Raw genomic sequence first — 25,374 nt, forward strand, 5'->3', positions numbered from 1 at the left:
AATAGTAGGTGGAGATGGAAAAGTATTTATCGGTAACAACTTTGACCAAGTATCTGAAAATGAAATTCGATAAAGACCCTTATTTGGAACGGGTCTATTTAACTGGTCAAGTTTCCAACTTTCGTAAACGACCTACTCACCAATATTTCTCCCTAAAGGATGACCATGCAGTTATTCAAGCGACCATCTGGTCTGGGATTTATCAGAAATTAGGCTTCGACCTGGAAGAAGGGATGAAGATCAATGTGATTGGGCGTGTGCAGGTCTATGAACCAAGTGGAAGCTACTCCATTATCATTGAAAAGGCAGAGCCTGATGGGGTTGGAGCGCTTGCGATTCAGTTTGAACAACTCAAGAAAAAATTGACAGAAGAAGGCCTGTTTCAAGAACGCTTCAAGCAACCTCTGCCCCAATTTTCTAAGAGAATTGGTGTAGTAACCAGTCGCAGTGGAGCCGTTATTCGAGATATTATCACGACCGTCAGCAGGCGATTTCCAGGTGTCGATATCCTACTTTATCCAACTAAGGTTCAAGGTGAGGGTTCTGCGGAAGAAATTGCTAGAAATATTGCGCGTGCCAATCAACGGGACGATTTGAATTTGCTCATTATTGGTCGTGGTGGTGGTTCCATCGAGGATCTCTGGGCCTTTAACGAAGAAATTGTGGTACGGGCTATTTTTGAATCTCGTTTGCCAATTATTTCTAGTGTGGGGCATGAGACAGATGTGACCTTGGCGGATTTTGTGGCAGATAGAAGGGCTGCGACTCCAACAGCTGCAGCTGAATTGGCAACACCTGTGACCAAGTTGGATGTATTGTCTCATTTGCAAAATCAAGAAAAACGGATGGCAACAGCAGTCCGAAATGTCCTATCTAAGAAACAAGAAGCTTTGAAAAAATGCAGTCAGTCTGTTATCTTTAGACAGCCAGAGCGCTTGTATGATGGCTATTTGCAACGCTTGGATCAACTGCAACTGCGCTTAAAACAAAGTCTACGAACACAGATTTCTGATAACAAACAGCTAGTCCAAACAAGGACGCATCGACTAGTCCAATTATCACCTGTTACCAAAATCCAACGCTATCAAGACCGCTTAAGCCAGTTGGACAAGCTCCTACGTAACCAAATGGCTCTGGTTTATGATGCCAAGGTTGCTGAGGTTAAGAGACTTTCAGAAGCACTTCTGATGTTGGATACGAGCCGAATTGTGGCGCGAGGTTATGCTATTGTCAAAAAAGAAGAGTTAGTTGTAGATTCGGTTGAAAATTTGAAGAAAAAAGACCAAGTGACGCTTTTGATGCGGGATGGTCAAGTAGAATTAGAGGTTAAAGATGTCAAAACAAAAGAAATTTGAGGAAAATCTAGCAGAACTGGAGACCATTGTCCAAAGTTTGGAAAATGGTGAAATTGCTCTGGAAGATGCGATTGCTGCCTTTCAAAAGGGCATGGTCTTGTCAAAAGAGCTCCAAGCTACGCTAGACAAGGCTGAAAAGACCTTGGTCAAGGTTATGCAAGAAGACGGAACAGAAAGTGATTTTGAATGAAAAAGCAAGAAAAATTAGCTCTTGTCGAGTCGGCCTTGGAAGACTTTTATGGAGACCAGCAGTTTGCCTCTAGTTTGCGAGAGTCTGTTCTCTATTCCATTCATGCTGGTGGCAAGCGTATTCGGCCTTTTCTCTTGTTAGAAGTTCTGGAAGCCTTGCAGGTCGCTATTAAACCGGCTCACGCGCAGGTGGCTGCGGCCTTGGAAATGATTCATACAGGGAGCTTGATTCACGATGATCTTCCTGCCATGGATGATGATGATTACCGTCGAGGGCGTTTGACCAACCATAAGAAATTCGGTGAAGCTATGGCAATTTTGGCAGGAGATGCCTTGTTCCTAGATCCTTACGCCTTGATTGCGCAGGCAGATTTGCCAAGTCAGATCAAGGTAGACTTGATTGCCAACTTATCTCTTGCTTCAGGAAGTCTGGGCATGGTAGCAGGCCAGGTTTTGGACATGGAGGGTGAACATCAGCATTTGGCTTTGGAAGAACTTCAGACCATTCATGCCAATAAGACTGGAAAACTATTAGCTTATCCCTTCCAAGCAGCTGCTATTATAGCCGAATTGGCACCTGAGATGCAGGCAAAGCTGAAAACTGTAGGTGAATTGATTGGGCTTGCTTTTCAGGTCAGAGACGATGTGCTAGATGTGACAGCTAGTTTTGAGGAAATCGGCAAGACACCGCAAAAGGACTTGCAGGCAGAAAAGTCAACCTATCCAGCCTTGTTGGGCTTGGAAGAGGCTATTGCCTTTTGTAACCAAACACTGGATCAAGCTAATGCCAAATTAGAAGACATTGCCCAGCAGGTTCCTTTTGAAACAGAATCGATTGTAAAAGTAGTAGAAAGTTTGAGAATCAATGGCTAAGGAAAGAGTGGATGTACTAGCTTATAAACAGGGCTTGTTTGAAACGAGAGAGCAGGCCAAGCGTGGTGTAATGGCTGGCCTAGTCGTAGCAGTTCTTAATGGAGAACGGTTTGACAAGCCAGGAGAGAAAATTCCAGATGACACCGAGCTAAAACTCAAGGGGGAGAAACTCAAGTATGTCAGTCGTGGTGGCTTGAAACTGGAGAAGGCCTTGCAGGTCTTTGATTTGTCAGTAGAAGGGGTAACAACGATTGATATCGGTGCTTCTACTGGAGGCTTTACCGATGTTATGCTACAGAATGGTGCTGAGTTGGTCTTTGCAGTTGATGTTGGTACCAATCAGTTGGCTTGGAAATTACGCCAAGACCCACGAGTTGTTAGCATGGAGCAGTTCAATTTCCGCTATGCTGAAAAGACTGATTTCGAGCAGGAGCCGATTTTTGCCAGTATTGACGTGAGTTTCATTTCCCTCAGTCTGATTCTTCCGGCCTTGCATCGAGTCTTGGCAGCTCAAGGTCAGGTCGTTGCTCTGGTTAAGCCCCAATTTGAAGCAGGACGTGAGCAAATTGGGAAAAATGGAATTATTCGTGATGCTAAAGTTCATCAAAATGTCCTTGAATCTGTCACAGCTATGGCAGTAGAGGAAGGATTTTCAGTTCTTGGTTTGGACTTTTCTCCCATCCAAGGTGGTCATGGCAATATTGAATTTTTAGCGTATTTGAAAAAAGAAGAGTCAGCAAGTAACCAGGTTCTTGCTGAAATTGAAGAAGTAGTAGAGAGGGCGCATAGTCAATTTAAAAATGAATAAAAAAGAGAGACTTGAAAAAATTAGACGATTTGTGACAGATTATCAAATCGGTACACAAGAAGAAATTGTAGAACATTTGAAAGAAGCAGGAATCACTGCCACTCAGGCGACGGTATCCCGAGATATCAAAGAACTGGGTATTGTCAAAATTCCTTTGAGAGACAACACCTATGTCTATGAATTGCCAAAATCAATCGTAAAAAGTTTGCAACTGGCTGAAGACAATATCGAATCGGCTGAATTGATGGATAAGATGATTAATCTCCAAGTTATTCCAGGAAATACAGCTTTTGTAAAAGCTCAGTTAATTGAGACTTTTGCTGACAAGATTTTTAGCTGTTTAGCTGATGATAGCTCGATTTTAGTCATTGCAAGAAGTGAAAGTCTAGCTGAGGAAATCTTTGAACAAGTAAAAAATTGGTAGGTCTATATGTTACTTGAAATTTCGATAAAAAACTTTGCCATTATTGAGGCTATTTCCCTCAATTTTGAAAAGGGGATGACTGTCCTGACTGGTGAAACGGGTGCAGGGAAGTCGATTATTATTGATGCCATGAATATGATGTTGGGAGCTCGTGCGACGACAGATGTTATTCGTCATGGTGCGCCAAAGGCAGAGATAGAGGGGCTTTTCTCAGTTGAGAATAGTCGCCTTTTACAGGAAATTTTTGATGAGCAAGGTTTAGAATTGGGTGATGAGATTATCATTCGTCGGGAAATTCTGCAAAATGGTCGTAGTATCAGCCGTGTGAATGGCCAGATGGTCAATCTGTCTGTTTTACGCGCTATTGGGCAACATCTGGTAGATATTCATGGTCAGCATGACCAAGAGGAGTTAATGCGTCCTCAACTGCATATCCAGATGTTGGATGAATTTGGTGACGTAGCATTTTGGGCATTGAAAGAAACCTATCAAACGAGTTTTGATGCTTATCGAAAAATGCGCAAGCAGGTTCTGGAAGTCAAGAAAAATCAACAGGAACACAAGGCTCGTATCGAAATGTTGGAATTTCAAATGGCAGAGATTGAGGCGGCTAATTTGCAAGCTGGAGAAGACCTTGCTCTTAATCAAGAGCGGGATAAACTCCTCAACCATAAAAATATTGCGGATACGCTGACCAATGCCTATAGTATGTTGGACAATGAAGATTTTTCAAGTCTAGCTAATGTTCGTTCAGCTATGAATGACATGGAAAGTGTCGAAGAGTATGATCCTGATTACCGTGAAATTTCAAGCTCACTGTCTGAGACCTACTATGTCTTAGAAGACATTAGCAAACGTTTGGAAGCAATCATTGAGGATCTTGATTTTGATGGCAATCGCCTCATGCAGGTCGAGAATCGTTTGGACCTCCTTCATACTATTACTCGTAAGTATGGTGGGACTGTAGACGATGTTTTGCTTTATTTTGCTAAGATTACAGAAGAATACAATCTCTTGACAGGCAATAATCTTTCATCTGAGGACATGGAAGCAGAGCTCAAGAAATTGGAAGTTAATCTTGTCGATTTGGCAGGTCAGCTTGCCTCTGCTCGTCATGACTTGGCTCAGCAGCTAGAAGCAGAGATTAAACAAGAACTGCAAGACCTCTATATGGAAAAAGCCCAATTTCAGGTTCGTTTTAGCAAGGGAAAATTCAGTCGTGAGGGAAATGAAATGGTTGAGTTTTACATTTCAACCAACCCTGGCGAAGACTTTAAACCCTTGGTTAAGGTTGCGTCTGGTGGGGAATTATCTCGTCTCATGCTAGCCATTAAGTCCGCCTTTTCACGTAAAGAAGGCAAGACAAGTATTGTCTTTGATGAAGTGGATACAGGAGTTTCAGGTCGTGTAGCTCAGGCTATCGCGCAGAAGATTCACAAGATTGGTCAGCATGGTCAGGTTCTGGCTATTTCCCATTTACCACAAGTGATTGCGATTGCGGATTATCAATTCTTTATTGAGAAGATTAGCAATGACCATTCAACGGTTTCGACTGTTCGTCTCTTGACGGTCGAAGAGCGAGTGGAGGAAGTTGCCAAGATGCTGGCAGGTGATGATGTGACGGAAGCAGCCCTGACGCAAGCCAGAGAATTGTTGAGAAACAGGGAGAAATAAGATGACTGACTATTATGTAATTGGAGATGTTCACGGAAAAGCTGGGATGCTAGAAGACCTTCTTAAAACTTGGGATGGTCAGACCCAGTTACTCTTTCTGGGGGACTTGATTGACCGTGGTGAAGATAGTCGCCGTGTCCTAGAGATGGTTAAGGACTTAGTGGACAATCAAGGGGCGATCTGTTTGTCAGGAAACCACGAGTATATGTTTTTGACTTGGCTAGATGACCCAGAAGAAAGTTATGACCATTATCGTCGCAATGGTGGAGATACAACCATTAACTCTATCCTAGGTCGTCCCTTGGATGCACCAGTTGATGGAGTTGAGGATGCCAAGCGTGTTGCTACTGAAGCGGCAGATTTGGTCGAATTTATTCGTCAAATACCATTTGTGGTAGAGACAGATAAGTATATCTTTGTTCACGCAGGTATTGATTTGACCTTGGACGACTGGCATGAAACCACAGATTATAAAAAAGTCTGGCTTAGAAAACCATTCCACGAAGCCGAAAATCATACTGGAAAAACCATTGTCTTTGGCCATACACCGGTTTATGGTTTGTTAAAGCAAGAGCGAGGTACAGCTGAGCTTTGGACTACAGAAGATGGCAAGATTGGAATGGATGGAGGAGCTGTCTATGGTGGTGTCCTTCATGGAATTGTCTTTACAGACCAAGGAATGACAGAACACCACTTTATTGAAAATGACGGCTTTGTTGCTGAAGATTAGTACTCCTAGCAGGGTATGGTCTTGTCAAAATGTCAAAAACAATTTATAATAAATAGATACCCTGAAAGGAAGAGAATCATGAACTTAGAAGAATTGAAAAAACGACAGGAGAAGATCCGGAACTTCTCTATTATCGCCCATATTGACCATGGAAAATCGACTCTAGCAGACCGCATTTTGGAAAAAACAGAGACGGTTTCCAGTCGTGAAATGCAGGCACAACTTCTGGATAGTATGGACCTTGAGCGTGAACGCGGGATTACCATTAAACTCAATGCTATCGAGCTGAATTATACTGCAAAAGATGGGGAAACTTATATTTTCCACTTGATTGACACGCCGGGGCACGTAGACTTTACCTATGAAGTTTCACGTTCGCTAGCTGCCTGTGAGGGAGCTATTTTGGTCGTCGATGCTGCCCAAGGGATTGAGGCCCAAACCCTTGCCAATGTTTATCTGGCCTTGGACAATGATTTGGAAATCATGCCAGTCATTAATAAAATTGACCTGCCAGCAGCAGACCCTGAGCGCGTGCGTAGAGAGATTGAAGATGTCATTGGTTTGGATGCTAGTGAAGCAGTTTTGGCTTCTGCCAAGGCTGGAATCGGTATTGAAGAAATTCTTGAGCAAATCGTAGAAAATGTACCAGCACCAACGGGTGATGTGACGGCGCCTCTTAAGGCTTTGATTTTCGACTCTGTTTACGATGCTTACCGTGGGGTTATCCTCCAAGTGCGTGTCATGGATGGGGTGGTCAAACCTGGCGATAAGATTCAGCTTATGAGCAATGGCAAGACCTTCGATGTGACAGAAGTCGGTATTTTTACACCCAAAGCAGTTGGTCGTGATTTTCTTGCGACTGGTGACGTTGGTTATATTGCAGCTTCTATTAAGACGGTTCAGGATACGCGTGTGGGTGATACCGTTACCTTGGCAACCAATCCTGCGGCAGAGCCATTACATGGTTACAAGCAGATGAATCCTATGGTCTTTGCGGGTCTATATCCTATCGAGTCAAACAAGTACAATGACCTACGTGAAGCCCTTGAAAAATTGCAACTGAATGATGCTAGTCTCCAATTTGAACCAGAAACATCTCAGGCACTTGGATTTGGTTTCCGTTGTGGTTTCCTTGGACTTCTCCATATGGATGTTATCCAAGAGCGTTTGGAACGTGAGTTCAACATTGACCTCATCATGACAGCTCCATCTGTTATCTATAAGGTCAACTTGACCGACGGCGAGTCTATGGATGTGTCTAACCCATCTGAGTTCCCAGACCCAACTAAGATTGCGACCATTGAGGAGCCATATGTTAAAGCGCAAATCATGGTACCGCAAGAGTTTGTTGGAGCAGTGATGGAGCTAGCTCAGCGCAAGCGTGGGGACTTTGTGACGATGGATTATATCGATGATAACCGTGTCAATGTTATCTATCAAATTCCACTGGCTGAAATCGTCTTTGACTTCTTTGATAAGCTTAAGTCTTCAACTCGCGGTTATGCAAGCTTTGACTATGAATTGTCAGAGTACCGCCCATCTAAGCTAGTGAAAATGGATATCCTTCTCAATGGAGACAAGGTGGATGCCCTTAGCTTTATCGTACACAAGGATTTTGCTTACGAACGAGGAAAACTCATCGTTGATAAACTTAAGAAAATTATCCCTCGCCAACAATTTGAGGTGCCAATTCAAGCAGCTATTGGACACAAGATTGTGGCTCGTACTGATATCAAGGCCCTTCGTAAGAACGTACTTGCTAAATGTTATGGTGGTGACGTTTCTCGTAAACGTAAACTACTTGAAAAACAAAAAGCTGGTAAGAAGCGCATGAAAGCTATTGGATCAGTAGAAGTTCCACAAGAAGCCTTCCTCAGCGTCTTGAGTATGGATGAAGAATAAGTTAACATAATTATTTTTCTTGTTCACAGGAAATTTACATAAGAATCAATAGTAAAACAGGCTTAAATAGGCCTGTTTTTTTGCATTTATAATAGGATTAAATCATCCAAAGTGTTTGTTTTAAATGTTTGTTTTGATTGTAAAGATAAAAAATAAACAAAATAATCAAAAAAAGGACAAAAAACAACAAAAAATATTGACAACGGTTTCATATAGTGTTATACTTATAGCATAAAGTTAATGGAAAGAAGGGAAAACCTTATGGGATTAGATCATTTCTTTGACAAAAACCTTGTGTTTTGCTTAGAAGCGGATAATCAAGAACATCTCTTTGATCAGGTTGCAACTTTATTGGAAGAACGAGAAATTGTAACTCCAACTTATCGTGAAGCCTTGATCACGCGTGAAAAGTCATTTCCAACTGGCTTAGATATGGAATTTTTGGGTAAGGATTTGCCGAATGTGGCTATTCCTCATACAGATATTGTTCATAATCTAGCCGAAAAAGTTGTGGTCGTTCGATTAGAAAAACCAGTGACTTTCCACAATATGATTGCGCCAGATAAGGAAGTAGAAGTATCCTTGCTCTTCTTTATCATTAATAACTCAAGTTCAAGCCAAACGAACATTCTTGCTCAGTTGATGGACTTCTTTACTGGAAATGGTCATCTTGAAGACCTATCAAAAATTTCTGAACCAGAAGCCCTCTATGCTTATATTGCTGAAGCAATTGCTTAATCTTGTCTATTAAAAATATTAAATCGGAGGAAATCCATATGATTAAAATTCTTGCTGCCTGCGGTGCAGGTGTTAACTCAAGCCACCAAATTAAAAGTGCTCTTGAAGAAGAACTTTCAAACCGCGGTTTTGATGTTCACTGTGATGCAGTTATGGTAAAAGACGTTAATGAAGACCTTATCAAAGGTTATGACATTTTTACACCAATTGCTGCAACAGATCTTGGTTTTGACCCAGGTATTCCAGTTATCGAAGCTGGACCAATCTTATTCCGTATCCCAGCAATGAGTGCTCCAGTATTTGATAATATTGAAGCAGCTATCAAAGAACACGGGTTAAGCTAATTTTAATTTGTTAACATTCATATAACTATAAAAAGGGAGGAACTATTATGGATGTCATTATCGAACTAGCCAATAAGCTGTTCAAACCTATCTTGGATATGGGTGGGCCAATCATCATGCTGATCATTTTGACAGTATTGGCTCTACTTTTTGGAGTGAAATTCTCCAAAGCACTTGAAGGTGGTATCAAACTTGCCATCGCTCTTACTGGTATCGGTGCTATCATCGGTATGCTGAATGGTGCTTTCTCAGCATCACTTGCAAAATTCGTTGAAAATACTGGTATTCAATTGAACATCACTGACGTTGGTTGGGCACCACTTGCTACAATCACTTGGGGATCTGCTTGGACACTTTACTTCTTGCTCATCATGTTGATTGTCAACGTAGTGATGCTTGCTATGAAGAAAACTGATACACTTGACGTTGATATCTTCGATATCTGGCACTTGTCTATCACAGGTCTTTTGATTAAATGGTATGCAGACAACAACGGTGTAAGCCAAGGGGTTTCACTCTTCATCGCCACTGCAGCAGTTGTCCTTGTAGGTGTTCTTAAAATCATCAACTCTGATTTGATGAAACCTACATTTGATGACCTTCTTAACGCACCAAGTTCATCACCAATGACTTCAACTCACATGAACTACATGATGAACCCAGTTATCATGGTTTTGGATAAGATTTTTGAAAAATTCTTCCCAGGTCTTGATAAATATGACTTTGATGCTGCTAAATTGAACAAGAAAATCGGTTTCTGGGGATCTAAATTCTTCATCGGTTTCATCCTTGGTATCGTTATCGGTTTGATGGGTACTCCACATCCAGTTGCTGGCGTAGAAGATGCAGCAAACTGGCAATTAGTTATTAAAGGTTGGTTGTCTCTTGGTTTGACAGCTGGTGTGTCTTTGGAACTCTTCTCACTTATCGGTTCATGGTTCATCGCTGCCGTAGAGCCACTTTCACAAGGTATTACAAACGTTGCTACTAAACGTCTTCAAGGACGTAAATTCAACATCGGTCTTGACTGGCCTTTCATCGCTGGTCGTGCTGAAGTTTGGGCTTGTGCAAACGTACTTGCACCAATCATGTTGGTTGAAGCTGTGCTTCTTTCAAACGTCGGAAATGGTATCTTGCCACTTGCAGGTATCATCGCTATGGGTGTTACTCCAGCTCTCTTGGTTGTAACACGTGGTAAATTGCTCCGTATGATTATCTTCGGAACACTCTTGTTGCCACTCTTCCTTCTTTCAGGTACACTTATCGCTCCATTTGCAACAGAACTTGCTAAAGGTGTAGGTGCATTCCCAGAAGGTGTGAGCCAAACTCAATTGATTACTCACTCAACTCTTGAAGGACCAATCGAAAAACTTCTTGGTTGGACAATTGGTAACACTACAACTGGTGATATCAAAGCAATCCTTGGTGCTGTAGTCTTCCTTGTATTCTATATCGGTATCTTTGCATGGTACAGAAAACAAATGATCAAACGTAACGAAGAGTACGCAGCAAAAGCAAAATAATGCGCTCCTATAAAATGTAAATTGTTAAAGCTAGGTTGTCGACATCCATTAGGAGTGACAGCCTAGTTTTTTATAAACTATCAAGAAATCGGAGAAAATAATGGTAATTGAATTAAAATCAGAACAATTAAGAGTTGAATTTAACAGTTTTGGTGGGGCTCTTTCTTCTATAAAAGATGCCGAGGGAGTTGAGTATTTGTGGCAAGGAGATGCTACTTATTGGAGTGGACAAGCTCCTGTTCTCTTCCCCATTTGTGGTTCATTGAGAGAGGATACAGCACTTTATATAGATGATAATGGACAAGAAATCAAAGGAAAGATTCCTCGTCATGGTTTGGTTCGTAAGAAAGAATTTGAATTAGTTGAACAGACAGATAATAGTGTAACTTTTGCAATTGAAGACGATGAGAATAGCTATCAGAACTACCCTTATCATTTCCGCTTAGAAATCACTTATATCCTTACTGGAAAGACAGTACGGACTCAATACAAAATATTTAATAAAGAAATTAGCAAGGTCATGCCTTACTTTATTGGTGGACATCCAGGATTTAATTGTCCTCTGCTTGATGATGAAGTCTATGAAGATTATTATCTAGAGTTTGAAAAAGAAGAGACTTGCTCTGTTCCACGTCCTTTCCCAGAAACAGGTATGCTTGATTTTCAAGATAGAAGTCCATGGCTAGAAGGTCAAAAAGAATTAGACCTCAGCTATGATCTTTTCAGCACTGATGCAGTCACCTTAGATGAATTGCAATCTAGAACAATTGCCCTTCGTTCTCGTAAACATGATAAGGGATTGAAAGTTCGTTTTGCAGAGTTTCCAAACCTCATTATATGGTCAACTTTGAATAAAGGACCTTTCATTGCTTTTGAACCATGGTCTGGCTTGTCAACATCCCTTGAAGAAGGAGATCATCTAGAAGATAAGAAGAATGTTCGTCTCCTAGAACCTGGTCAAGTGGATCAAATTGGTTTTGATATCGAAATTTTTTAATTAAAAAAACACAAAAACAAACATTAATTGTTGACTTTTTTAAGAAATAGGAGTATATTATGTTTGTAAGCAACAAATGATGTTTGTCACAAACAAACAATCACTTGTTATATTCTCTTTCGTAGAGAAAGATTATTTCTAGGAAACTGATTTCCTAAACTTGAATAAGGTGTCATTCATCTCATTCAATCCAATTTGTCAATAAACTGCTAGAAAACTTTTTGTAGGTAAACTGCTAAATATAAAAGGTTTTACTAGCCTAGAAAAATAAAAAGGAGTATACAATATGTCTATTGTTATCGGTGCAGATGCTGCAGGTTTGAGATTGAAAGAAGTTGTGAAAGACTTCTTGGAAAAAGAAAACTTCCACGTTGTGGATGTTACAGCTGAAGGTCAAGACTTTGTTGATGTGACTCTTGCTGTTGCTGCAGAAGTAAACAAAGAAGAACAAAACCTTGGTATCGTGATTGATGCTTATGGAGCTGGTCCATTTATGGTCGCAACTAAGATCAAAGGAATGGTTGCTGCAGAAGTATCTGACGAACGTTCAGCTTATATGACTCGTGGTCACAACAACTCACGTATGATCACTATGGGTGCACAACTTGTCGGTGATGAATTGGCTAAAAACATCGCTAAAGGATTTGTTAACGGTAAATACGATGGTGGACGTCACCAAATCAGGGTCGATATGTTGAACAAAATGTGCTAATACGCTTCAAAAATCAAGATAATCTGTCGTCAGCTCACTTTAGCTAACCTCAGTTATGCTCGCAGCTCGCTTCCTAAGCTAATCTTGATTTTTCTTGAGTAAGGATAAATGATATTAGATTTATATAATTAATCGGAGGGAATAACTAATGAGAATTGCAATTGGATGTGACCACATCGTAACAGATGAAAAAATGGCGGTTTCAGAATTTTTGAAATCAAAAGGATATGAAGTCATTGACTTTGGTACATATGACCATACACGTACTCACTACCCAATCTTTGGTAAAAAAGTAGGGGAAGCTGTAACTAGCGGTCAAGCTGATCTTGGGGTATGTATCTGTGGTACTGGTGTTGGTATCAACAACGCTGTAAATAAAGTTCCAGGTGTCCGTTCTGCCTTGGTTCGTGATATGACAACAGCTCTTTATGCTAAAGAGCAATTGAACGCTAACGTTATCGGTTTTGGTGGTAAGATTACTGGTGAATTGCTCATGTGTGATATCATCGAAGCTTTCATCCATGCTGAATACAAACCATCTGAAGAAAACAAAAAATTGATTGCGAAAATTGAACACCTTGAAAGTCACAATGCTCAACAAACAGACGCAAACTTCTTCACTGAATTCCTTGAAAAATGGGATCGCGGAGAATACCACGATTAAGAGGTGACTTATGATTTTAACAGTCACAATGAACCCATCCATTGATATTTCCTATCCCTTGGATGAGTTGAAGATTGATACTGTCAATCGTGTGGTGGATGTAACCAAAACGGCTGGTGGTAAGGGACTCAATGTTACCCGAGTACTTTCAGAATTTGGGGATTCTGTTCTTGCTACTGGTTTAGTTGGTGGCAAACTTGGCGAGTTCTTAGTTGAAAATATTGATGATAATGTTAAGAAAGATTTCTTTTCTATTCAGGGAGAAACTCGTAACTGTATCGCTATTCTTCACGGAGACAACCAAACAGAAGTCCTTGAAAAAGGTCCTGAAGTATTGGAACAAGAAGGTCAAGATTTTTTGGAACATTTCAAAAAACTCTTGGAGTCAGTTGAAGTAGTAGCTATCTCAGGTAGTCTGCCAGCTGGTCTTCCAGTTGATTACTATGCGAACTTGGTAGAACTTGCTAATCAAGCTGGCAAGCCTGTTGTCTTGGACTGCTCTGGTGCAGCACTTCAGTCGGTTCTTGAATCACCACATAAACCAACAGTCATCAAACCAAATAATGAGGAATTATCTCAGCTTCTTGGAAGAGAAGTTTCTGAGGATTTGGATGAATTAAAAGAAGTACTTCAAGAACCTTTGTTTGCAGGGATTGAATGGATTATTGTTTCACTTGGTGCCAACGGTGCCTTTGCCAAACATGGCGATACTTTCTACAAGGTAGATATTCCTAGAATTCAGGTAGTCAACCCTGTCGGATCTGGAGATTCTACTGTAGCAGGAATTTCTTCAGGACTTCTTCATAAAGAATCGGATGCAGAATTACTCATCAAGGCAAATGTCCTTGGTATGCTCAATGCTCAAGAAAAAATGACTGGTCATGTCAACATGGCCAACTATCAAGCTCTATATGATCAATTAATAGTAAAAGAGGTATAAAATGGCTTTAACAGAACAAAAACGTGCACGCTTAGAAAAACTTTCTGATGAAAATGGTATCATCTCAGCTCTTGCATTTGACCAACGTGGTGCTTTGAAACGCCTCATGGCTCAACACCAAACAGAAGAACCAACTGTGGCTCAAATGGAAGAACTTAAAGTCTTGGTAGCAGATGAATTGACTAAATACGCTTCATCAATGCTTCTTGACCCTGAGTATGGACTTCCAGCAACTAAAGCTCTTGATGAAAAAGCAGGTCTTCTCCTTGCTTATGAAAAAACAGGTTATGACACAACAAGCACAAAACGCTTGCCAGACTGCTTGGATGTTTGGTCTGCAAAACGTATTAAAGAAGAAGGTGCAGATGCAGTTAAATTCTTGCTTTACTATGATGTAGATAGCTCAGACGAACTCAACCAAGAAAAACAAGCTTACATCGAACGTATCGGTTCTGAGTGTGTGGCTGAAGATATCCCATTCTTCCTTGAAATCCTTGCTTACGATGAAAAAATTGCGGACGCAGGTTCTGTAGAATATGCGAAAGTAAAACCACACAAAGTTATTGGTGCTATGAAAGTCTTCTCAGACCCACGCTTTAACATTGATATCTTGAAAGTAGAAGTTCCTGTTAACATTAAATATGTTGAAGGCTTTGCTGAAGGTGAAGTAGTTTATACACGTGAAGAAGCAGCAGCCTTCTTCAAAGCACAAGATGAAGCAACTAACTTGCCATACATCTACTTGAGTGCTGGTGTATCAGCTAAACTCTTCCAAGATACTCTTGTATTTGCTCATGAATCAGGTGCAAACTTCAATGGAGTTCTTTGTGGCCGTGCTACATGGGCTGGATCAGTTGAAGCTTACATCAAAGATGGTGAAGAAGCAGCACGTGAATGGCTTCGCACAACTGGTTTTGAAAATATTGATGAGCTTAATAAAGTCCTTCAAACAACAGCGACTTCATGGAAAGAACGCGTGTAAGCAAGTCCTCCTGGGTTAGGAACATGAATCTAAAAAAAGTTTCATGTAAAGGTTTACAAAACAACCTACTTGTGCTATACTTAAATCACAAATTAATACAAGGTGAGTGTTACTAAGTAATATTAGGCATGATCACAGGTGAATTAGAAATCGGCTGATTTTCTAGTTCATTTGTGGTCATTTTTTGTACTAATATACCTTTAAGATTTAAAAGGAGGTTGACATGTATCGAATTCTAAATCCAATGAATCACAATGTCTCGCTTGTCAGAAATGATAAAGGAGAAGAAGTGATTGTGATTGGTAAGGGGATTGCATTTGGGAAAAAGAAGGGGGATTTGATTGCTGAACATCAGGTGGAGAAAATCTTTCGGATGAAGACCGAAGAGTCAAGAGAAAACTTTATGGCTCTCCTCAAAGATGTTCCGCTTGATTTTATCACAGTGACTTATGAAATCATTGATAAGCTATCAAAGAAATATCATTATCCGATTCAAGAGTATCTCTACGTAACCTTGACAGATCATATTTACTGTTCTTACCAAGCTCTAGCACAAGGAAGGTACAAGGATAGTAATCTGCCAGATATTTCCACTAAGTATCCTGTCGCTTTTCAAATCGCAAATGAAGCATTTGAAATTTACCGTCAGAAGCTAGCGGATCATTTTCCTGAGGATGAAATTATTCGGATTGCTTATCATTTCATCAATGCTGAGGGTGAGAATGAAGTCCAAGTGGTTGAGTCGATTGATAAGAGGAAAGAAATTCTCAGCAATGTTGAAGAAGTGCTAAAGGACTATGCAATTCAACGAACCAAAAAGAATAATCATTTCTATGATCGCTTTATGATACATTTGAATTATTTCTTGGATTATTTAGACCGCTCTAGAGATGATAACCAATCGCTTCTGGATATGGAAGACCATATCAAACGATCCTATCCAAAAGCGTTCGAGATTGGTTCCAAGATCTATGATGTGATTACGCAACATACGGGTCTTGATTTGTATAAAAGTGAACGTGTTTATCTAGTTCTACATATCCAACGTTTATTGTCATAAAAATTTAATTAAAACTATATAAGGAGAATTCTATCATGAATAGAGAAGAAGTAACATTGTTAGGTTTTGAAATCGTAGCCTATGCTGGCGATGCTCGTTCAAAACTATTGGAAGCCTTGAAGGCTGCTGAAGCTGGCGATTTTGCGAAAGCGGACACTTTGGTAGAGGAAGCTGGTTCTTGCATTGCTGAAGCTCACCACGCTCAAACAAGTCTGTTGACTAAGGAAGCAGCTGGCGAGGATTTGGCCTATAGTGTAACCATGATGCATGGCCAAGACCACTTGATGACAACTATTTTGTTAAAAGATTTGATGCATCATTTAATTGAACTCTACAAGAGAGGAGTTAAGTAATGAATAAATTAATTGCATTTATCGAGAAAGGAAAGCCTTTCTTTGAGAAACTATCTCGTAATATCTATCTTCGTGCTATTCGTGATGGTTTCATTGCAGGTATGCCTGTTATTCTCTTCTCAAGTATCTTTATCTTGATTGCCTTTGTACCAAACTCATGGGGCTTTAAATGGTCTGATGAAGTTGTAGCCTTTCTGATGAAACCTTATAGCTATTCTATGGGTATTCTGGCTCTCTTGGTAGCTGGTACAACAGCTAAGTCATTGACTGACTCAGTAAACCGTAGCATGGAGAAAACCAATCAAATCAACTATATGTCAACACTGTTAGCAGCGATTGTTGGTTTGTTGATGTTAGCAGCTGATCCTATCGAAAATGGTCTAGCTACTGGATTCTTGGGGACAAAAGGTTTGCTTTCAGCCTTCCTTGCTGCCTTTGTTACCGTAGCTATCTATAAGATTTGTGTTAAGAACAATGTCACTATTCGCATGCCTGACGAAGTTCCACCAAATATCTCACAAGTCTTTAAAGATGTGATTCCATTCACTCTCTCAGTTGTTTCACTTTATGCTCTTGACTTACTAGCTCGTCATTTTGTTGGTGCAAGTGTGGCAGAATCAATCGGTAAATTCTTCGCACCACTCTTCTCAGCAGCAGATGGATACCTTGGTATTACCATTATCTTTGGTGCTTTTGCCTTCTTCTGGTTTGTTGGGATTCATGGTCCATCTATCGTTGAGCCTGCTATCGCAGCTATTACCTATGCCAATGCCGAAGTCAACTTGAACCTTCTCCAACAAGGTATGCACGCTGACAAGATTCTTACTTCTGGTACACAAATGTTTATCGTTACCATGGGTGGTACTGGTGCGACACTGGTTGTTCCATTCATGTTCATGTGGTTAACAAAATCTAAACGTAACCGTGCAATCGGTCGTGCTTCAGTAGTCCCAACATTCTTTGGTGTAAATGAACCAATCTTGTTTGGTGCACCACTTGTATTAAACCCAATCTTCTTCATTCCATTTATCTTTGCTCCAATCGCAAACGTTTGGATCTTCAAATTCTTTATTGAAACACTTGGAATGAACTCATTTACTGCTAATCTACCATGGACAACTCCAGCTCCACTAGGTCTAGTTCTTGGTACGAACTTCCAAGTTCTATCATTCATTCTTGCTGCCCTTCTAATCGTGGTTGACGTAGTCATTTACTATCCATTCCTTAAAGTATATGATGAACAAATTCTTGAAGAAGAGCGTTCAGGTAAATCTAATGATGAATTGAAAGAAAAAGTTGCCGCAAACTTCAACACTGCAAAAGCAGATGCTATTCTTGAAAAAGCTGGTGTAGAAGCAGCACAAAATACAATCACTGAAGAAACAAATGTCCTCGTTCTCTGTGCAGGTGGAGGGACAAGTGGACTTCTTGCGAATGCTTTGAATAAGGCAGCTGCAGAATACAATGTTCCTGTGAAAGCAGCAGCAGGTGGCTATGGTGCTCACCGTGAAATGTTGCCAGAGTTTGATCTTGTTATCCTTGCCCCTCAAGTTGCTTCAAACTTTGAAGACATGAAAGCAGAAACAGATAAGCTCGGTATTAAACTAGCGAAAACAGAAGGCGCTCAATACATCAAATTAACTCGTGATGGAAAAGGTGCTCTTGCATTCGTACAAGCTCAATTCGATTAACGATAGGGACTGTGAAACAGTCTCCTATCGTTACGGCAATCGCTATGGCGAATTTCCTAATCGCCTTGTTAATTCGTCGGTAAAAAGCTATCGTTTTTACCTCCTCATGTCACAATTCGATTAATAATAGGGACTATGAAATAGTCTCCTATCGTTACGGCAATCGCTATGGCGAATTTCCTAATCGCCTTATTAATTCGTCGGTAAAAAGATATCGTTTTTACCTTCTCATGTCACAATTCGATTAACGATAGGGACTATGAAATAGTCTCCTATCGTTACGGCAATCGCTATGGCAAATTTCCTAATCGCCTTATTAATTCGTCGGTAAAAAGCTATCGTTTTTACCTCCTCATGTTACAATTCGGTGACTTGGTACAAGAAGTGAGATGGAGAAGGATGGCTCACTGACTCCTCTCCTCTCACTTTTACTTTATTTAAATCAAGAAATAGGTGAAAAAAATGACAAAAACATTACCAAAAGACTTTATTTTCGGTGGCGCAACAGCTGCCTATCAAGCAGAAGGTGCTACACATACTGATGGTAAAGGACCAGTTGCGTGGGATAAGTATCTTGAAGATAACTACTGGTACACTGCCGAACCAGCCAGTGATTTTTACAATCGATACCCAGTTGACCTCAAGCTAGCAGAAGAGTATGGTGTCAATGGTATTCGAATTTCTATTGCCTGGTCACGTATTTTCCCGACTGGTTACGGCCAAGTAAATGCTAAAGGTGTTGAATTTTATCATAATCTATTTGCAGAGTGTCACAAACGTCATGTTGAGCCTTTTGTAACTCTTCATCACTTTGATACGCCAGAAGCTCTCCACTCAAATGGAGACTTCTTAAACCGTGAAAATATTGAACACTTTGTAGACTACGCTGCCTTCTGTTTTGAAGAATTCCCAGAAGTAAACTATTGGACAACCTTTAATGAAATTGGGCCAATTGGTGATGGTCAATACTTGGTTGGAAAATTCCCTCCAGGTATTCAGTACGACCTTGCCAAAGTTTTCCAATCGCACCACAATATGATGGTTTCTCATGCGCGTGCAGTCAAGCTATATAAAGATAAAGGTTATAAAGGTGAAATTGGTGTTGTTCATGCCCTGCCAACCAAGTATCCTTTAGATCCTAAAAATCAAGCAGATGTTCGTGCAGCAGAGTTGGAAGATATTATTCACAATAAATTTATCTTGGATGCAACTTATCTAGGTCGCTATTCAGCTGAAACGATGGAAGGTGTCAACCATATCTTATCAGTCAATGGTGGTAGTTTGGATCTTCGTGAAGAAGATTTCACAGCATTAGAAGCTGCGAAAGACTTGAACGACTTCCTTGGAATCAATTACTATATGAGTGACTGGATGGAAGCATTTGATGGAGAAACTGAAATTATCCATAATGGTAAGGGTGAGAAAGGAAGCTCTAAATACCAAATCAAAGGTGTTGGTCGTCGTGTAGCTCCTGACTATGTACCACGTACGGATTGGGATTGGATTATCTACCCTCAAGGTTTGTATGACCAAATCATGCGTGTGAAGAAAGATTATCCTAACTACAAGAAGATTTACATCACTGAAAATGGACTTGGTTATAAAGATGAGTTCGTCGATAACACTGTTTACGATGATGGTCGTATTGATTATGTGAAACAACACTTGGAAGTCTTGTCTGATGCTATTGCTGATGGTGCAAACGTCAAAGGATACTTCATCTGGTCATTAATGGATGTCTTCTCATGGTCAAACGGTTATGAAAAACGCTACGGTCTCTTCTATGTAGACTTTGAAACTCAAGAACGTTATACTAAGAAATCAGCTCACTGGTACAAGAAAGTAGCGGAAAGTCAGATTATAGACTAGTAGAATTAGTAATTAGATATAGAATTCTTGTGAGGCAAAAGATGTTCAAAGATTTTATCCAATCAATTTATGAAAAAGTTTATATCATCAATTTTGATAAATGTTCTCAAATACCTTGTTTGACTAATGAGGAGCTGAAAAAACTTGGGAAATGGTATGTCTCTACCGGTAAAGAATGGATTTGCCATTCAGACTATGAGCTGGAAGAATTTAAAAATATCTTTTTAAATTTTATCAGTCCTGAAGAACGGGATAATATCTCCTTTGATTCAGATTTTATGCCGTTTCAGCAATCATAAAGAATCTAGGAAACTCTTTTTAAAAATCTTCATCAAAAAATGCGTCATATCAAGATTCTTATTTTCTTGATATGACGCATTTTATATTTTATCAATCCTCAGTTTTATGGTTTAGAAAGAATAATTTTTGTTTGTTTTGAAAGTTGATCGAAGGTTTCTTTGCTCAGTTTAGAGTCTGAAACGATGGTATCAATATCAGAGATATTGTAGAAGGTATAAAAATCAAATTTATTGAACTTACTATTGTCAGCTAGTAAGTATTTTTTATTGGAATTGTTGAGGGCGATGCGTTGGGATTCACCTTCCTCTTCACTAAAGGTCGCAATCGCATTGTCTTTAATACCATTACAGCTAACGAAGGCTTTAGAAAATTGGAGATTGGCTAGATTTTGTAAGGTTAGTGTTCCCACAAAGGCTCCAGTGATAGAGCGGTAGTTTCCACCAATTAAAATCAAATCTGTTAGTTTTCGTTCGTTTAGGATGAGAAATACTGGTAAACTGTTTGTTACAACACGAATATTATCAATTGGAAGTTCACGGGCAAAAGATTCTAAGGTCGTACCAGGTCCGATAAAAATAGTTTCACCCTCATCAATTAAATGGCCTGCAAAACGGCTAATTTCTTGTTTTTCTGCGATTTGTAAGCTTTGTTTCTCGATATTGGAACGTTCATTGTTTAAAATGGAGCCTGTGCGAATTTTTTCAGCTCCCCCGTGCACCCGAACAAGTAAATCCTTGTCTGCCAACTCTTGCAAGTAGCGTCTAGCAGTCATATCTGATACATCTAAGCGAGCCATGATTTCTTTTACAGTAATAGTTCCCTTTGTATTTACCGTTTCTAGAATATTATCTAGTTTTTCCTGCTTTAACATCGTTATCACCTCTATTTCTATTACTATTTTATCATAAAGTGTTCAATCAATCAATTTAAAAAACAAAAGAAAACAAAAACAAAAATATCATGGTTGTTTTAAACAAACCATGATATTGATATAGCTTGTGAAATTGTTGACTTAGTCCAAACCGTAATTGTAGTCATCGTCTTGCATGGCTTCAACTTCACCAAGGAGGTAACCATTTCCGACTTGAGAGAAGAAGTCGTGGTTGGAAGTACCTGTTGAAATACCGTTCATAACGATTGGGTTGACATCATCAGCTGAATCTGGGAAGAGTGGATCTTGTCCTAGGTTCATGAGTGCCTTGTTAGCATTATAGCGAAGGAAGGTTTTGACTTCTTCCGTCCAACCAACACCATCATAGAGGCTTTCTGTGTAGCCTTCTTCATTTTCATAAAGAGTATAGAGCAGGTCGTACATCCAATCCTTGAGTTTTTCTTGCTCTTCTTCAGGCAATTCATTGAAACCAAGTTGGAATTTGTAACCAATGTAAGTTCCATGCACAGACTCATCACGAATAATCAGTTTGATGATTTCCGCAACATTGGCCAACTTGTTATTTCCTAGATAGTAGAGGGGAGTGAAGAAACCTGAGTAAAAGAGGAAGGTTTCAAGGAAGACGCTGGCTACTTTCTTTTCAAGTGGGTTACCGTTTAGGTAGATTTCGTTGACAATCTCAGCCTTCTTTTGTAGGTAAGGATTGGTATTGGTCCATTCGAAAATTTCTTCAATCTCAGCCTTGGTATTCAAGGTAGAGAAGATTGATGAGTAAGATTTAGCGTGAACAGATTCCATAAATTGGATGTTATTGAAAACAGCTTCCTCATGCGGTGTACGGATGTCCGAGCGAAGCGCTTGAACCCCTGTTTCAGATTGCATGGTATCAAGAAGGGTTAAACCACCAAAGACTTTTCCGACCAAGTCTTTCTCTTTGTTAGATAGCTTTCTCCAGTCATCCAAGTCGTTTGACAAGGGAATACGTGTATCGAGCCAGAATTGCTCCGTTAACTTTTCCCAAGTTGATTTGTCGATGACATCTTCAATGGCATTCCAGTTAATGGCTTTGTAGTAAGTTTCCATTTGAAATTTCTTTCTGTATTTAGTATTGTGATTTCACAATTACCTCTATTTTATCATAAATCTAGAGGAGTATCGTACAAAAAGTCGGTCTTCCGACTTTTTTGTTTTTCCATAGTATAGATGCTTATTCCTGTTTAGTTTAGCAGGGTGAATAAAGACTAATCTGAGAAGATGTAGTTTCCTAAAGTAAAGATTAAATCACACAGCTTTCACATTGGTTAGCACCGACTTCTCCACCGTCATCTGTAAAGGTACGGACGTAGTAGATAGACTTGATACCCTTGTTAAAGGCATAGTTGCGAAGGATAGACAAGTCACGTGTCGTTTGTTTGTTTTCTTTCTTCCATTCGTAAAGTCCTTTTGGAATGTCACTACGCATAAAGAGAGTAAGTGAGAGACCTTGATCCACGTGCTCTGTTGCAGCAGCATATACATCAATCACTTTGCGCATATCCATGTCGTAGGCAGAAGTGTAGTAAGGAATGGTTTCTGTTGACAAGCCAGCAGCAGGATAGTAGATTTTACCGATTTTCTTTTCTTGACGTTCTTCGATACGTTGTGTAATCGGATGGATAGAAGCAGAAACATCGTTTATGTAACTGATAGAACCATTTGGCGCTACAGCAAGGCGGTTTTGGTGGTAGAGGCCATCTGCTTGAACCTTGTCGCGAAGTTCAGCCCAGTCAGCAGCACTTGGGATAAAGACATCTTTGAAGAGTTCTTTAATACGGTCTGATTTTGGAACAAACTCGCCAGTCACATACTTGTCAAAGTAGTTTCCGTTAGCATAATCCGATTTTTCAAAGTTGTGGAAGGTAATACCACGTTCACGCGCTATATTGTTTGATTCAACCAAGGTCCAGTAGTTCATAAGCATAAAGTAGATGCTAGTAAATTCAACAGACTCAGGGGAACCGTACTCAATCAGTTGTTGGGCAAGGTAGCTGTGAAGTCCCATGGCACCAAGACCAAAGGTATGAGCTTGGCTATTTCCGTGGTCGATGGTAGGAACAGCTACGATGTGTGAACTATCTGTAACGAAAGTAAGGGCACGAACCATAGCACGGATAGAACGACCAAAGTCAGGTGAAGTCATCATGTTGACCACGTTGGTTGAACCAAGGTTACATGAAACGTCCGTTCCCATTTGAAGGAATTCTTGAGCATCGTTGATCAAGCTTGGTTCTTGGACTTGAAGAATCTCAGAACATAAGTTACTCATGATAATCTTTCCATCAACTGGGTTTGCACGGTTAGCCGTATCAATGTTGACAACATAAGGGTAGCCAGATTCTTGTTGCAATTTAGAGATTTCAGTTTCCAAATCACGCGCCTTGATTTTTGTTTTGCGGATATTTGGATTTGCGACTAGTTCATCGTATTTCTCAGTGATGTCGATGTAGTTGAATGGTACACCGTATTCAAGCTCTACAGAATAAGGGCTGAAGAGGTACATTTCTTCATTTTTACGTGCTAATTCGTAGAATTTATCGGGCACTACAACACCAAGTGAAAGTGTCTTAACACGAACTTTTTCATCGGCGTTTTCCTTCTTAGTTGAAAGGAAGGCGATAATATCTGGGTGGAAGACGTTGAGGTAGACAACACCAGCACCTTGACGTTGACCCAATTGGTTTGAGTAAGAGAAGCTGTCTTCGAAAAGCTTCATAACAGGAACGACGCCAGAAGCAGCTCCTTCATAGCCTTTGATAGGTGCACCAGCTTCACGAAGGTTGCTGAGAGTAATTCCCACACCACCACCAATACGTGAAAGTTGAAGAGCTGAGTTGATAGAACGTCCGATAGAGTTCATATCATCCGTTACTTGGATTAGGAAGCAAGATACTAACTCCCCACGGCGAGCACGTCCAGCATTCAAGAAGGAAGGAGTAGCAGGTTGGTAGCGTTGGTGGATGATTTCATTGGCAATATCGATTGCAACAGCTTCATTGCCATCAGCGAAATAAAGGGCGTTAAAGAAGACACGGTCTTCCATGCTTTCAAGATAATATTCACCGTCATTAGTCTTTAAGGCGTATTGATTGTAAAACTTATAAGCTGCCATGAAAGACTTGAATTGGAAGTTTTGGTCTTTGATAAATTGAGCCAATTCTTCCAAAAATTCTGGACGGTATTTCTTGATAAAGGCTGTTTCGATGTAGTTGTGTTCAATGAGGTAGTTGATTTTATCTTTGATTGAATCAAAAACCATAGTGTTTGGAACTACATTTTCTTTAAAGAAGGCATCTAAGGCTTCCTTATCTTTATGAAGCATGATTTGTCCATTAACAGGACGGTTGATTTCGTTATTGAGACGGAAGTAGGTCACGTCTTCAAGATGTTTTAATCCCATAAAATTTCCCTTATCTAATTACAAAAGAAAGGCCTCTAAGTTAGCCCTAGAAGCAGTTTCTTCTGGATGATGTACTAAGATTATGCTAATTGTTTCAGTTTTCCTGGTTGGAAACCTGAAAAGACTTCAGTTGGTGTTTGGATAACAGGAGCTGCGCTGAAACCGAGCTCTTTAACTTGATCGATGTACTCAGGTTGCTCATCAAGATTGATTTCTTTATATTCAACGTTATTACTGTCCAAGAAACGTTTGGTCATCTTGCATTGGACACAGTTATTTTTAGAATAAACGGTTACCATTGTGTAACTCCTCTTAAAAAATTTTAATACTATCCTAGTATATCAGAAATTAAAATTTTGTCAATAATTTAGAACTAAATATAGTGGTCTGTTTTTATACATGGCTAAACAAAACACAATATGTAGTGTTTGTTTTGGAAAATAATGATAATTCTCCTATAAGTTGTTTTTTGAAAAACTATATCCTGTGTTTTGTTATCTAGAATAGAAGATTTTCAGCAAGTTATCTGAAAGGAAATCGAATAAATCCCATAAAATGCTTGAAAAAAATCCTAGAAGATGGTATAATACCAAATTGTAAGGGTTATCACATATAACTCAAAAAAGAAAGAACAAAAGGAGAGTCAAACTATGGCTTCTAAAGATTTCCACGTAGTGGCAGAAACAGGTATTCACGCACGTCCAGCAACATTGTTGGTACAAACTGCAAGCAAATTTGCTTCAGATATCACTCTTGAGTACAAAGGTAAATCAGTTAACCTTAAATCAATCATGGGTGTTATGAGTCTTGGTGTTGGCCAAGGTGCTGACGTAACTATCTCAGCTGAAGGTGCAGATGCAGATGATGCTATCGCTGCAATCTCAGAAACAATGGAAAAAGAAGGATTGGCATAAGGAA

Annotated in this window: 26 protein-coding genes; 22 read left to right on the plus strand and 4 right to left on the minus strand. The window is 39.9% G+C overall.

Features of this window, described 5'->3' with window-relative positions:
• The first annotated feature begins 14 nt into the window (after positions 1-14).
• The 21 genes from xseA to QM956_RS03795 all read left to right on the plus strand — a co-directional run bounded on the left by xseA (position 15) and on the right by QM956_RS03795 (position 20,127).
• Positions 15-1,355, plus strand: a complete 1,341-nt coding sequence (xseA, locus tag QM956_RS03695) for an exodeoxyribonuclease VII large subunit (RefSeq protein WP_414302238.1) — start codon at positions 15-17, stop codon at positions 1,353-1,355.
• The gene (locus QM956_RS03700) at positions 1,333-1,545 is read left to right on the plus strand and encodes an exodeoxyribonuclease VII small subunit (RefSeq protein ID WP_000043226.1); all 213 of its coding nucleotides are present in this window, start codon (positions 1,333-1,335) and stop codon (positions 1,543-1,545) included. The genes xseA and QM956_RS03700 overlap by 23 nt, the downstream gene beginning before the upstream one ends.
• A complete protein-coding gene (locus QM956_RS03705; protein ID WP_000743797.1) occupies positions 1,542-2,417 on the plus strand; it encodes a polyprenyl synthetase family protein in 876 nt (291 codons plus the stop codon). The genes QM956_RS03700 and QM956_RS03705 overlap by 4 nt, the downstream gene beginning before the upstream one ends.
• Positions 2,410-3,225: a TlyA family RNA methyltransferase gene (locus QM956_RS03710; RefSeq protein WP_414302239.1), complete on the plus strand. Its 816-nt coding sequence runs from the start codon at positions 2,410-2,412 to the stop codon at positions 3,223-3,225. Before QM956_RS03705 ends, QM956_RS03710 begins: the two co-directional genes overlap by 8 nt.
• Positions 3,218-3,649 (plus strand): arginine repressor, encoded by a 432-nt coding sequence (locus tag QM956_RS03715; protein ID WP_020900686.1) that lies wholly within the window; start codon positions 3,218-3,220, stop codon positions 3,647-3,649. The genes QM956_RS03710 and QM956_RS03715 overlap by 8 nt, the downstream gene beginning before the upstream one ends.
• A 6-nt stretch (positions 3,650-3,655) precedes the next feature.
• Positions 3,656-5,323, plus strand: coding sequence for a DNA repair protein RecN (recN, locus tag QM956_RS03720; RefSeq protein ID WP_261184574.1), 1,668 nt, complete (start codon positions 3,656-3,658; stop codon positions 5,321-5,323).
• A 1-nt stretch (position 5,324) separates the two neighbouring features.
• Positions 5,325-6,053: a metallophosphoesterase family protein gene (locus QM956_RS03725; protein ID WP_153198870.1), complete on the plus strand. Its 729-nt coding sequence runs from the start codon at positions 5,325-5,327 to the stop codon at positions 6,051-6,053.
• 78 nt (positions 6,054-6,131) lie between these two features.
• A complete protein-coding gene (lepA, locus tag QM956_RS03730) occupies positions 6,132-7,955 on the plus strand; it encodes a translation elongation factor 4 (protein ID WP_001047205.1) in 1,824 nt (607 codons plus the stop codon).
• Positions 7,956-8,216: 261 nt separating this feature from the next.
• Complete coding sequence (locus QM956_RS03735; RefSeq protein WP_000521974.1) at positions 8,217-8,693, plus strand: PTS sugar transporter subunit IIA; 477 nt, start codon at positions 8,217-8,219, stop codon at positions 8,691-8,693.
• A gap of 38 nt (positions 8,694-8,731) precedes the next feature.
• Positions 8,732-9,037 carry a PTS sugar transporter subunit IIB gene (locus QM956_RS03740; RefSeq protein WP_000590547.1) on the plus strand — a complete coding sequence of 102 codons (306 nt, stop codon included), beginning with the start codon at positions 8,732-8,734 and terminating at the stop codon, positions 9,035-9,037.
• Between the two features lie 47 nt (positions 9,038-9,084).
• Complete coding sequence (locus tag QM956_RS03745; RefSeq protein ID WP_084924488.1) at positions 9,085-10,560, plus strand: PTS galactitol transporter subunit IIC; 1,476 nt, start codon at positions 9,085-9,087, stop codon at positions 10,558-10,560.
• Between the two features lie 100 nt (positions 10,561-10,660).
• A complete protein-coding gene (locus tag QM956_RS03750) occupies positions 10,661-11,557 on the plus strand; it encodes an aldose 1-epimerase family protein (RefSeq protein ID WP_203180657.1) in 897 nt (298 codons plus the stop codon).
• Positions 11,558-11,843: 286 nt separating this feature from the next.
• Positions 11,844-12,269 (plus strand): galactose-6-phosphate isomerase subunit LacA, encoded by a 426-nt coding sequence (gene lacA / locus QM956_RS03755; RefSeq protein WP_000029277.1) that lies wholly within the window; start codon positions 11,844-11,846, stop codon positions 12,267-12,269.
• 148 nt (positions 12,270-12,417) lie between these two features.
• The gene (gene lacB, locus QM956_RS03760; protein WP_001216910.1) at positions 12,418-12,933 is read left to right on the plus strand and encodes a galactose-6-phosphate isomerase subunit LacB; all 516 of its coding nucleotides are present in this window, start codon (positions 12,418-12,420) and stop codon (positions 12,931-12,933) included.
• A 10-nt stretch (positions 12,934-12,943) separates the two neighbouring features.
• Positions 12,944-13,873, plus strand: a complete 930-nt coding sequence (locus QM956_RS03765) for a tagatose-6-phosphate kinase (RefSeq protein ID WP_261073379.1) — start codon at positions 12,944-12,946, stop codon at positions 13,871-13,873.
• A gap of 1 nt (position 13,874) precedes the next feature.
• A complete protein-coding gene (gene lacD / locus QM956_RS03770; protein WP_414302240.1) occupies positions 13,875-14,855 on the plus strand; it encodes a tagatose-bisphosphate aldolase in 981 nt (326 codons plus the stop codon).
• Between the two features lie 223 nt (positions 14,856-15,078).
• Positions 15,079-15,915 (plus strand): PRD domain-containing protein, encoded by an 837-nt coding sequence (locus QM956_RS03775; RefSeq protein WP_414302241.1) that lies wholly within the window; start codon positions 15,079-15,081, stop codon positions 15,913-15,915.
• Between the two features lie 35 nt (positions 15,916-15,950).
• A complete protein-coding gene (locus QM956_RS03780) occupies positions 15,951-16,268 on the plus strand; it encodes a PTS lactose/cellobiose transporter subunit IIA (protein ID WP_125386555.1) in 318 nt (105 codons plus the stop codon).
• Positions 16,268-17,959, plus strand: a complete 1,692-nt coding sequence (locus QM956_RS03785) for a lactose-specific PTS transporter subunit EIIC (RefSeq protein WP_261020176.1) — start codon at positions 16,268-16,270, stop codon at positions 17,957-17,959. The genes QM956_RS03780 and QM956_RS03785 overlap by 1 nt, the downstream gene beginning before the upstream one ends.
• A 462-nt stretch (positions 17,960-18,421) precedes the next feature.
• Positions 18,422-19,828 (plus strand): 6-phospho-beta-galactosidase, encoded by a 1,407-nt coding sequence (lacG, locus tag QM956_RS03790; protein WP_261020177.1) that lies wholly within the window; start codon positions 18,422-18,424, stop codon positions 19,826-19,828.
• A gap of 41 nt (positions 19,829-19,869) precedes the next feature.
• Positions 19,870-20,127: a DUF3884 family protein gene (locus QM956_RS03795; RefSeq protein ID WP_000471578.1), complete on the plus strand. Its 258-nt coding sequence runs from the start codon at positions 19,870-19,872 to the stop codon at positions 20,125-20,127.
• 104 nt (positions 20,128-20,231) lie between these two features.
• Here QM956_RS03795 and QM956_RS03800 read toward each other — a convergent pair whose 3' ends face one another.
• The 4 genes from QM956_RS03800 to nrdH form a co-directional block, all read right to left on the minus strand.
• Complete coding sequence (locus QM956_RS03800; protein ID WP_042901030.1) at positions 20,232-20,999, minus strand: DeoR/GlpR family DNA-binding transcription regulator; 768 nt, start codon at positions 20,997-20,999, stop codon at positions 20,232-20,234.
• A 141-nt stretch (positions 21,000-21,140) separates the two neighbouring features.
• Entirely contained in the window at positions 21,141-22,103 is a 963-nt protein-coding gene (nrdF, locus tag QM956_RS03805; protein WP_261065649.1) for a class 1b ribonucleoside-diphosphate reductase subunit beta, read from the minus strand.
• A 193-nt stretch (positions 22,104-22,296) separates the two neighbouring features.
• Complete coding sequence (nrdE, locus tag QM956_RS03810; RefSeq protein ID WP_414302242.1) at positions 22,297-24,456, minus strand: class 1b ribonucleoside-diphosphate reductase subunit alpha; 2,160 nt, start codon at positions 24,454-24,456, stop codon at positions 22,297-22,299.
• 80 nt (positions 24,457-24,536) lie between these two features.
• Positions 24,537-24,755: a glutaredoxin-like protein NrdH gene (gene nrdH / locus QM956_RS03815; RefSeq protein ID WP_000259243.1), complete on the minus strand. Its 219-nt coding sequence runs from the start codon at positions 24,753-24,755 to the stop codon at positions 24,537-24,539.
• Between the two features lie 351 nt (positions 24,756-25,106).
• On the opposite strand from nrdH, the gene QM956_RS03820 reads away from it, so the two are divergent.
• Positions 25,107-25,370, plus strand: coding sequence for a phosphocarrier protein HPr (locus QM956_RS03820; RefSeq protein ID WP_000146947.1), 264 nt, complete (start codon positions 25,107-25,109; stop codon positions 25,368-25,370).
• Positions 25,371-25,374: the final 4 nt, after the last annotated feature.

The sequence above is a fragment of the Streptococcus mitis genome (genome assembly GCF_047460035.1).
In the GTDB taxonomy this organism is placed as follows: domain Bacteria; phylum Bacillota; class Bacilli; order Lactobacillales; family Streptococcaceae; genus Streptococcus; species Streptococcus mitis_DW.

What these genes read in the sequence shown, in the direction of transcription:
- xseA (WP_414302238.1), top strand. Translation starts at nt 15, where the DNA reads ATGGAAAAGTATTTATCGGTAACAACTTTGACCAAGTATCTGAAAATG.
- QM956_RS03700 (WP_000043226.1), top strand. Translation starts at nt 1,333, where the DNA reads ATGTCAAAACAAAAGAAATTTGAGGAAAATCTAGCAGAACTGGAGACC.
- QM956_RS03705 (WP_000743797.1), top strand. Translation starts at nt 1,542, where the DNA reads ATGAAAAAGCAAGAAAAATTAGCTCTTGTCGAGTCGGCCTTGGAAGAC.
- QM956_RS03710 (WP_414302239.1), top strand. Translation starts at nt 2,410, where the DNA reads ATGGCTAAGGAAAGAGTGGATGTACTAGCTTATAAACAGGGCTTGTTT.
- QM956_RS03715 (WP_020900686.1), top strand. Translation starts at nt 3,218, where the DNA reads ATGAATAAAAAAGAGAGACTTGAAAAAATTAGACGATTTGTGACAGAT.
- recN (WP_261184574.1), top strand. Translation starts at nt 3,656, where the DNA reads ATGTTACTTGAAATTTCGATAAAAAACTTTGCCATTATTGAGGCTATT.
- QM956_RS03725 (WP_153198870.1), top strand. Translation starts at nt 5,325, where the DNA reads ATGACTGACTATTATGTAATTGGAGATGTTCACGGAAAAGCTGGGATG.
- lepA (WP_001047205.1), top strand. Translation starts at nt 6,132, where the DNA reads ATGAACTTAGAAGAATTGAAAAAACGACAGGAGAAGATCCGGAACTTC.
- QM956_RS03735 (WP_000521974.1), top strand. Translation starts at nt 8,217, where the DNA reads ATGGGATTAGATCATTTCTTTGACAAAAACCTTGTGTTTTGCTTAGAA.
- QM956_RS03740 (WP_000590547.1), top strand. Translation starts at nt 8,732, where the DNA reads ATGATTAAAATTCTTGCTGCCTGCGGTGCAGGTGTTAACTCAAGCCAC.
- QM956_RS03745 (WP_084924488.1), top strand. Translation starts at nt 9,085, where the DNA reads ATGGATGTCATTATCGAACTAGCCAATAAGCTGTTCAAACCTATCTTG.
- QM956_RS03750 (WP_203180657.1), top strand. Translation starts at nt 10,661, where the DNA reads ATGGTAATTGAATTAAAATCAGAACAATTAAGAGTTGAATTTAACAGT.
- lacA (WP_000029277.1), top strand. Translation starts at nt 11,844, where the DNA reads ATGTCTATTGTTATCGGTGCAGATGCTGCAGGTTTGAGATTGAAAGAA.
- lacB (WP_001216910.1), top strand. Translation starts at nt 12,418, where the DNA reads ATGAGAATTGCAATTGGATGTGACCACATCGTAACAGATGAAAAAATG.
- QM956_RS03765 (WP_261073379.1), top strand. Translation starts at nt 12,944, where the DNA reads ATGATTTTAACAGTCACAATGAACCCATCCATTGATATTTCCTATCCC.
- lacD (WP_414302240.1), top strand. Translation starts at nt 13,875, where the DNA reads ATGGCTTTAACAGAACAAAAACGTGCACGCTTAGAAAAACTTTCTGAT.
- QM956_RS03775 (WP_414302241.1), top strand. Translation starts at nt 15,079, where the DNA reads ATGTATCGAATTCTAAATCCAATGAATCACAATGTCTCGCTTGTCAGA.
- QM956_RS03780 (WP_125386555.1), top strand. Translation starts at nt 15,951, where the DNA reads ATGAATAGAGAAGAAGTAACATTGTTAGGTTTTGAAATCGTAGCCTAT.
- QM956_RS03785 (WP_261020176.1), top strand. Translation starts at nt 16,268, where the DNA reads ATGAATAAATTAATTGCATTTATCGAGAAAGGAAAGCCTTTCTTTGAG.
- lacG (WP_261020177.1), top strand. Translation starts at nt 18,422, where the DNA reads ATGACAAAAACATTACCAAAAGACTTTATTTTCGGTGGCGCAACAGCT.
- QM956_RS03795 (WP_000471578.1), top strand. Translation starts at nt 19,870, where the DNA reads ATGTTCAAAGATTTTATCCAATCAATTTATGAAAAAGTTTATATCATC.
- QM956_RS03800 (WP_042901030.1), bottom strand. Translation starts at nt 20,999, where the DNA reads ATGTTAAAGCAGGAAAAACTAGATAATATTCTAGAAACGGTAAATACA.
- nrdF (WP_261065649.1), bottom strand. Translation starts at nt 22,103, where the DNA reads ATGGAAACTTACTACAAAGCCATTAACTGGAATGCCATTGAAGATGTC.
- nrdE (WP_414302242.1), bottom strand. Translation starts at nt 24,456, where the DNA reads ATGGGATTAAAACATCTTGAAGACGTGACCTACTTCCGTCTCAATAAC.
- nrdH (WP_000259243.1), bottom strand. Translation starts at nt 24,755, where the DNA reads ATGGTAACCGTTTATTCTAAAAATAACTGTGTCCAATGCAAGATGACC.
- QM956_RS03820 (WP_000146947.1), top strand. Translation starts at nt 25,107, where the DNA reads ATGGCTTCTAAAGATTTCCACGTAGTGGCAGAAACAGGTATTCACGCA.